Below are 7,535 nucleotides of genomic sequence, written 5' to 3' on the forward strand. Positions count from 1 at the left end.
CTAACGCAGCGGCGCTGTTTCTAGCTGTTATGTAGAGGAACAGCTAGTTTGTTACATCTAATGTTTATTAGGCGTATTTTTTTGCTGCTCTAACTAGCTGATATTATTCATTTGTGTTATTGACTTTTTATGAAAAACAAAAAAGGCGAAAGGCTAAGGATTTTGTGCACGACGCTTCGCGATGGGCAGCAATGCCCGGGGGCGGGGATGGTTTTCGAGGATAATTTGGAATATGCGAGGCTTGTTAGCGACATGGGGATTGATGTGTTGGAGGCTGGTTTCCCAGCTTCTAGCGCCTTAGACGCGCAGATAGTAAGTGCGATTGCTAGCGAATTAGGTCCGGTTCCTAATGCTCCAGTAATTGCTGCTTTGTGCCAGCTTAGGGAGGAGCAGGTAGAAAAGACAATTACGGCACTTGAGCCAGCAATTAAGCACGATAAAGCTCGTTTGCACGTTTATCTGCCTGTAGACCCGCTACTAATGAAGGCTTCCTTGGGAAAAATGGCAGAGGATAAGTTCGGACTAATAGGTGCGCTATTCAGCTGTGTAAAAACGGCAAGAGAGGCAGGGCTTGAGGTGCAGTTTAGTCCCGAAGGCTACTCGAGGATGGGGGAGAATTTCGATTTTACTACTGACTTAATTAGAGCAGGAGTCGAAGCTGGGCTTAAAGTCATAAATTGCCCAGATACGGTCGGTTACGCCTGTTATTTGCAGGGCGATGATTATTTCGTCAATAACATGATTCGCCATGCAAAAATTGTCGCGGATGAGTACCCAGAGCGCGACATTACTTGGTCTGTTCACTGTCACAACGATTTTGGCTTGGCAGTTGCTAATACTATAAATGCGGTTTTTGAGGGGCCGGCGCGGCAGATTGAAGGTTGTTTTAACGGCATTGGCGAGAGGGCGGGGAATGCTGCTTTGGAACAGTGCATAATGATTTTAAAGCATTTTTCATCCAAATCCGGCCAGGCGTTTTACTGCGAAGCGAAGAGCGAAAAGATAAAGGCGGTTTCTGACTTTGTCATGAAAAAAATGTTACCGAGGCAGCCGCATTGGCCGATAGTTGGCGATAATGCGGCTAAACATTCAGCGGGCGGGCATACTAATGCGATTTTAAAAGATATCAACATCTATCAGCCATTCGATCCCGCCGAGGTGGGGCAAGAAGTAAGTCTTCTCTTTGGGCCTTTAAGCGGTGGGAACCATGCGAAAGCTATTATTGAAAAACGTTCCTACAAAATAGGCGATAGCGAAAAAGCAGAGATTGCCCAGTTTATAAAGGATTTATATAGAGATAGGCGTAAAGGCATTACCGATGAAGAGTTAATGAAAGGGTATTACGAGTTTAGAAAGCCAATAAAAATTCAGGAGTTTGATTACTCTAAAAGTTCGAACCGCTGTGAGGTGATTTTAAAGGGGCAATTTTTTTCAGAAGAAGGGCTTTTGCGCGAAGTTAACCAAGGTCAGGATTCCGCACTCGCAGCTTTAAAGAAGCTAATAGACAAGTATCAGCCTGGTTTTTCTATTAAGAGTTACAAGAGTCATTCAGAGGGCAAGGATATCGACGCGAGAAGTGTATCGACTATTGTAATAGCTAGTGAGCTTGGAGAGGAGTTTGAGGGTTTGGGGGACGATAGAGATATAGAAATTTCTGCCATGAAAGCTCTGGTAGACGCGGAAAATCGAGCGTATGTTCAGAGGAATTTTTTTGTTCCCCGCGAGGCGAGCGTTAAATGAGAAATGTATTTTATGTCGCACCTTGTTGAGAAAAAAAACATAATAGAAAAAATTTGGGCCGAACATGTGGTAGCCAAACGCGATGGGCATCCAGCGGTCTTTGCAATTGATCTGGTGTTGCTGCACGAGGTGACTTCGGCTCAGGCGTTTGAGATGTTAGACAAGCGAGGTTGGGCGGTTTTTGATGCCGGGCGGGTAGTAGCCACGCTCGACCACAGCATTCCAACGAGAAAAAATCGGCATGAAATATTTGAGCTAGCAGCTAAAAACCAAGTAGAGGTTTTGCGCAAAAATGCGCTTAAGCATGGCATCAATATTTATGATTACGACAGCGGAGCGCAGGGTATTGTCCACGTTAGCGGGCCAGAGCTTGGCCTTACGCAGCCTGGGATGACGATAATTTGTGGCGATTCGCACACCTCGACGCATGGGGCGTTTGGAGCTATGGCATTTGGGGTCGGCACTTCTGAGGTGGGGCATGTTTTAGCAAGTGGTTGTTTGCTACAGGATGAGCCAAGGACTCTTAAAGTCGAGTTTCGAGGTAAATTGAAAGAAGGCGTTTTTGCTAAAGATGTAATTTTGTATCTCATTTCTAAATTAGGAGTTGGCGGTGCTTCTGGTTACATAATTGAATATTGTGGCGAACTCATACCGCAGTTAAGCATGGAGAGCAGGATGACTATCTGCAACATGAGTATAGAGTGCGGAGCAAGGGGAGGTTTAATATCTCCCGATGAGATAACTTTTTGCTACCTAAAAGGGCGCGCGTTTGCTCCAATGGATAGTAGGTGGGACGAGGCGCTAGACTACTGGAGTTCTTTTAGAAGCGACTCGGGTTGCGATTACGACGAGGAGGTAGTGGTCGACGTAAGTGACTTAAACCCGGTTGTTACATGGGGCACGAATCCTTCGCAATCAGTTGAAATAGATAAGCCCGTTCCTGAATTGTCGGAATTGCCGGATGCGGAGGGCGAGGCGGCTAAGAGAGCTATGAAATATACTGGGGTAAGCAGTGGACAGCTACTTAGCTCGTTAAAAGTAGATTGGGCATTTCTAGGTTCTTGCACTAATGGAAGGATAGAGGATTTTCGAGTAGCCGCTAGCATTTTGAAGGGGAAAAAGATTCATCCGGATGTAACTTTTTACGTGGTTCCTGGCTCAGAGATGGTCATGCGACAAGCTAAGGATGAGGGTTTGGTGGAGATTTTTGAAAATGCCGGTGCTAGTTTTCGCATGCCTGGGTGCTCGCTTTGTCTTGCTATGAACGACGACAGGGTGCCAGAGGGAAGCCGTTGTATTAGCACTTCTAATAGAAATTTTGTGGGTCGCCAGGGTGTGGGAAGTATTACTCACTTAGCTTCTCCTGCAACGGTAGCAGCGAGCGCAATTTCGGGAAGGATTTCATCAGCGGCGGAGGTCGTGTAATACAATGGAGAAATTTGCGAAAGTTTGCTCTCGCGTTTTTTGCCTGGACATGAAAGATATCGATACTGATCAAATAATTCCCGCACGTTTTTTAACTAGCGTAAGCCGTGAGGGGTACGGAGAGAATTTGTTTTGCGATTTGCGTAAGAGCGAGGACTATACGCACGTCGAATGGTCGCGTATCGGAGAAGCAAAAGTGCTAGTGGCAGGAGAAAATTTTGGTTGTGGCTCGTCGAGAGAGCATGCCGTATGGGCCGTTCAGGGCGCAGGTTTTAAGGTCGTGATAGCTCCTTCTTTTTCGGATATTTTTTCGGCAAACAGCGCAAAAAACGGTTTGCTACTAGTTCGAGTTTGCGATGAAATAATAAACTTAATTATTGGCGAAGACAGCTTTGTAGATAATTATCGACTTGAGGTCGATTTAGAGAGAGAGGAAGTGGTATTGCCAGGAGGAGTTAGGGAGAGTTTTAGTTGCGATCCCTTTAGAAAGCACTGCTTGTTAAATGGTTTGGAAGATATAGATTATATTTTTTCTTTTAGGGGCGAGATAGAGAAATATAGAAAATGCAGGGAAGTAGTTAGGTTTTATTCTGCGATTAAGCCAAATTATTCTATTACGTAAAATGAGTGAGATAAAAACAAAGAGAATTGCAGTTTTAGCGGGCGATGGCATTGGCGAAGAGGTAGTGAGAGAGGCCGTTAAAGTGCTTGAGTTAGTTGGAGAGAAGGGAGAGTTTCAGTTCGTTAAAGCTTTAGTGGGTGGGCAAGCGTTTGACGAATATGGCGAGCACTTGCCAGGCGAGACAGTTAAAGTTTGTCGCAACTCCGATGCGATTCTTTTTGGTTCCGTAGGTGGGCCAGTAAGTGAGTCTCATCTGTTAAAATGGAAGAACTGCGAAGTTAATTCCATTTTAGCTCTTAGGAAGGAATTTGGTTTTTTGGCCAATTTTCGACCGGCTAGGGTTTATAGTGATTTAGTGTGTATTTGTCCGCTTAAGGAGGACATAGTAGCTTATGGGGTTGATTTATTGATTGTTCGCGAGCTTCTTGGCGATATCTATTTTGGCGAGCACAGTGTTATGGTTGAAGATGGAAAGCGCGTGGCTATTGATATTGCGCGCTATGACGAGGACGAGATTCGAGCCGTAGCGCATGTAGCCTTTAAGGCCGCGCAAAAGCGGAGTGGAAGGCTCACTTCTGTCGATAAGGCAAATGTTTTGGAGACTTCGCGACTTTGGAGACAAACAGTTCACGAGGTGGGAGAGGCCGAATATCCAGACGTAGAGTTAAGCGACATGCTGGTAGACAATTGTGCTATGCAGCTAATAAAAAACCCAAGCCAATTTGACGTTATCTTATGTTCGAATTTTATGGGAGATATTTTGTCCGATGCCGCTGCAGTTTTACCTGGTTCTTTAGGCTTAATGCCTTCGGCTAGTATTAGTGCTTCTGGTTTTGGTTTGTACGAGCCAAGTGGCGGGTCAGCTCAAGACATAGCAGGAATGGGAGTTGCTAACCCCATAGCGCAAATTTTAAGTGCGGCGATGATGCTTGCGTTTTCGTTTGAGATGTTTGAGGAAGCTTCTCTGATTGAGTCGGCGGTGGAGCTGGCGTTAGCTGAGGGTTATAGGACTAAGGATATATATTCTGAGGGAAAGATTTTGGTGGGGACGCAGGAAATGGGGGATATAATTTGTAGCAAGTTGATGGATATTACAAGAAGGTAAATGTTTAATGGAAACCACTAAGTACATCTGGCTAAATGGTGAATTTATCGCCTGGGATGAAGCGAAGATTCACGTTTTAACTCATTCGCTGCACTACGGTGGGGCAGTTTTTGAGGGCATTAGGGTGTATGAGACGGCAAAAGGCGCAGCGGTCTTTAGGCTTAGAGATCACACAAAGAGGCTTTTTTATTCAGCCGCTGTGTTTAAGATGAAAGTTCCTTTTTCCGAGGAGGAGATTAACTCTGCAACGCTTGAACTTCTTAGGAGAACGGGGCTAAAGCAAGGGTATATTCGGCCAATAATTTATTTTGGCTACGGCAAAATGGGCTTAAATCCCAAAGGTGCACCTGTTGATGTGGCGATTGCTTGTTGGCCATGGGGGGCATATTTGCCGCATGAGATGGTAGACATCAAGGTAAGCAAGTATATGCGGATTCATCCGCGTTCGACTGTTTGCGATGCAAAAATATCGGGTCATTACGTTAATAGCATTTTAGCCGTCCAGCAGCTTGAGGGAAGTCATTACCACGAGGCCCTGCTTCTAGATTTCGATGGGAATATTGCCGAAGGGCCTGGAGAGAATTTTTTTATAGTGTCCAAGGGGCATATCTATACGCCACCCCTAGGGACAATTTTAGCAGGAATTACGCGCGATACGGTTATTAAAATTGCATCCAATTTGGGAGTGTGTGTAACTGAAAAGATTCTTCGGCCTGAAGATGTCTGGTCGGCAGACGAGGCGTTTTTTACGGGCACGGCTGCCGAAGTTACCCTAATCCGCTCGCTTGACGATCGACAGATAGGAAACAGCGGCAAGCCAGGCGAGATTTCACAGCAAATAAAGGACGCCTACCTAGACGTGGTTTACGGTCGCGATTCTAGGTTCGAGACGTACTTAAGTCGCGTGTAATAAATCCTTCTTATTTCACGCATTTGCCGTTCTCTTCGCTCAGGTCGTTTCAGACGTTGCTTCTCTCTACCCAAGGCCTATCTCCTGAATTCGCGGCAATAGATAAAATGGAATCGATTTTATCATTAAATTTCCTCTTTCCTCCATGCACATCTCGCCCGAGTGAATTCTAATCAATTGTGCTCCCGTCACCTTGCGTCCGAATTCAAGTAGCGATTTTAAGGATCCCGCTGCTCCAGATTTTACCTCTATAGCATAAGGCTTTCCGCCTAGTTCCAGACAAAAATCGACTTCTGCAGATCCTTCGCGATAGTCCTTTATCCAGTAATACAAAGAGCCTCGGTGAAACAACTGATTGCATACGAGCTGTTGGCCAACAACTTGTTCAGCCAAACGCCCGCGGTGAAGTTCGTTTAAGTCAGTCGTTTTTACTTCAGAAAAGGAAACTCCAGAGCGAAAATTTACCAGACCTGTATCCAGAGCTATTAACTTTTTCTGCTTTCTCGGCTTGGGATTCCACGGCAAAGCTGCATCGGAACAAGCTTGCGCCAAGGTTACCAACATAATTGATTCCAATATTTCAAATGCTTGGCCAATCTCGCGGCTGCGGTAGGCCGAACCACCAAATCCCTCGAAGTTTATTAAGCGACCAGCATAGGTTGGTACATTCTGCAAAAGATGTTCTAAATATTTAATTCGCGAATCCCTAACTCCATATTTGGCTATGTCCTCGACATAGCCATCAAATAGCGAATGAAAAATGCGCGCAATTTTATCATTAGTAGCACCCTGCACCTTCGCGGCGACTATCTCAGGCATACCCCCAATTAAGAAATAATGATCAAATTGCTCGCAAGCTCGAAGGTGCACGTCTGGTGTTGGCAAGTTATTCCAATCGACTGAACGCAGTCGCGCTAGCAAGCGATCCTCTCCTACGGCGTTTAGATACTCAAAAAAATCGAGTGGATAGAGATACAGATTCTCAACCCGCCCCACTGGGAACGCCACATTACTATTGCGGCTCTGGCTAATTTGCTTCATGGCGAGCTCCAGATATGAGCCAGCCACTATTAATGAAAGCTCCGGACGAAGTTCGTAAAAGAAACGCAGCAACGGTATAAGCTTCGGAACATTTTGAATCTCATCAAAAAAAATAAGCGCCTGTTTCAGATCTCGGCCCGGCGGCAAAAAATGATCTGAAATAACCCTTAGACAATCATCCAGATCTATTCCGAAGTCATCCCGCTCTAATATTTGAAATAACTGCCGATGACTCGCACGCTCTAGATCGATGTAGACTAATGTCTGGTAATTTTGCTTAGCCCAATGACGTATTAAGAACGTCTTGCCAACCTGTCGAGCACCTCGGACGATTAGTGGCTTTCTTCCCTTTTCAACTTTCCACTTATCGAGGTAAGTGCTTATTTTTCTTACAAATTCCATTTGGCGTGTCCTATACCGTTTCCAAAAAGTAAGTTAAATATTTTACTTTTTGGAAACGGTATTTGTTGTTTATTGGCAAGTGCTTACGCACTTGCTGTTTATGCCATTTACAAAAATCCTTTTTGTAAATGGCATAACTGTATACCAAAATAGCACATCTATTGTAATAATCAAGTGCCTAATTAGAGCAATAAGTGTAGTGAACCCCAAAAACTGGACAGGGTGTTAAGGTGGATTTAGATATACACTAGCAACCCCGGAGGTTCGAAATTATCGGAAGAATGGGGTTC

The 7,535-nt window shown here is 45.0% G+C and carries 6 protein-coding genes; 5 read left to right on the top strand and 1 reads right to left on the bottom strand.

Annotated elements, in window-relative coordinates:
• Positions 1–129 precede the first annotated feature (129 nt).
• From IT291_00365 to IT291_00385, 5 genes are read left to right on the top strand one after another with little or no spacing between them, the layout of a single operon-like run.
• Positions 130–1,740 carry a 2-isopropylmalate synthase gene (locus IT291_00365; GenBank protein ID MCC6219674.1) on the top strand — a complete coding sequence of 537 codons (1,611 nt, stop codon included), beginning with the start codon at positions 130–132 and terminating at the stop codon, positions 1,738–1,740.
• 3 nt (positions 1,741–1,743) lie between these two features.
• Positions 1,744–3,165: a 3-isopropylmalate dehydratase large subunit gene (gene leuC / locus IT291_00370; GenBank protein ID MCC6219675.1), complete on the top strand. Its 1,422-nt coding sequence runs from the start codon at positions 1,744–1,746 to the stop codon at positions 3,163–3,165.
• A gap of 4 nt (positions 3,166–3,169) precedes the next feature.
• Positions 3,170–3,787 (top strand): 3-isopropylmalate dehydratase small subunit, encoded by a 618-nt coding sequence (gene leuD / locus IT291_00375; GenBank protein ID MCC6219676.1) that lies wholly within the window; start codon positions 3,170–3,172, stop codon positions 3,785–3,787.
• A gap of 10 nt (positions 3,788–3,797) precedes the next feature.
• Positions 3,798–4,892 (top strand): 3-isopropylmalate dehydrogenase, encoded by a 1,095-nt coding sequence (gene leuB, locus IT291_00380; protein ID MCC6219677.1) that lies wholly within the window; start codon positions 3,798–3,800, stop codon positions 4,890–4,892.
• A 7-nt stretch (positions 4,893–4,899) separates the two neighbouring features.
• A complete protein-coding gene (locus IT291_00385) occupies positions 4,900–5,802 on the top strand; it encodes a branched-chain amino acid transaminase (protein ID MCC6219678.1) in 903 nt (300 codons plus the stop codon).
• Between the two features lie 66 nt (positions 5,803–5,868).
• On the opposite strand, the gene IT291_00390 is transcribed toward IT291_00385, so the two are convergent.
• Positions 5,869–7,245, bottom strand: coding sequence for an ATP-binding protein (locus tag IT291_00390; protein ID MCC6219679.1), 1,377 nt, complete (start codon positions 7,243–7,245; stop codon positions 5,869–5,871).
• Between the last annotated feature and the right edge of the window lie 290 nt (positions 7,246–7,535).

Source organism: Deltaproteobacteria bacterium (assembly GCA_020845775.1).
Lineage (GTDB): Bacteria > Bdellovibrionota_C > UBA2361 > SZUA-149 > JADLFC01 > JADLFC01.

Coding starts and splice junctions, on each gene's coding strand:
- IT291_00390 (MCC6219679.1), bottom strand. CDS start 7,245: ATGGAATTTGTAAGAAAAATAAGCACTTACCTCGATAAGTGGAAAGTT.
- IT291_00385 (MCC6219678.1), top strand. CDS start 4,900: ATGGAAACCACTAAGTACATCTGGCTAAATGGTGAATTTATCGCCTGG.
- IT291_00365 (MCC6219674.1), top strand. CDS start 130: ATGAAAAACAAAAAAGGCGAAAGGCTAAGGATTTTGTGCACGACGCTT.
- leuC (MCC6219675.1), top strand. CDS start 1,744: ATGTATTTTATGTCGCACCTTGTTGAGAAAAAAAACATAATAGAAAAA.
- leuD (MCC6219676.1), top strand. CDS start 3,170: ATGGAGAAATTTGCGAAAGTTTGCTCTCGCGTTTTTTGCCTGGACATG.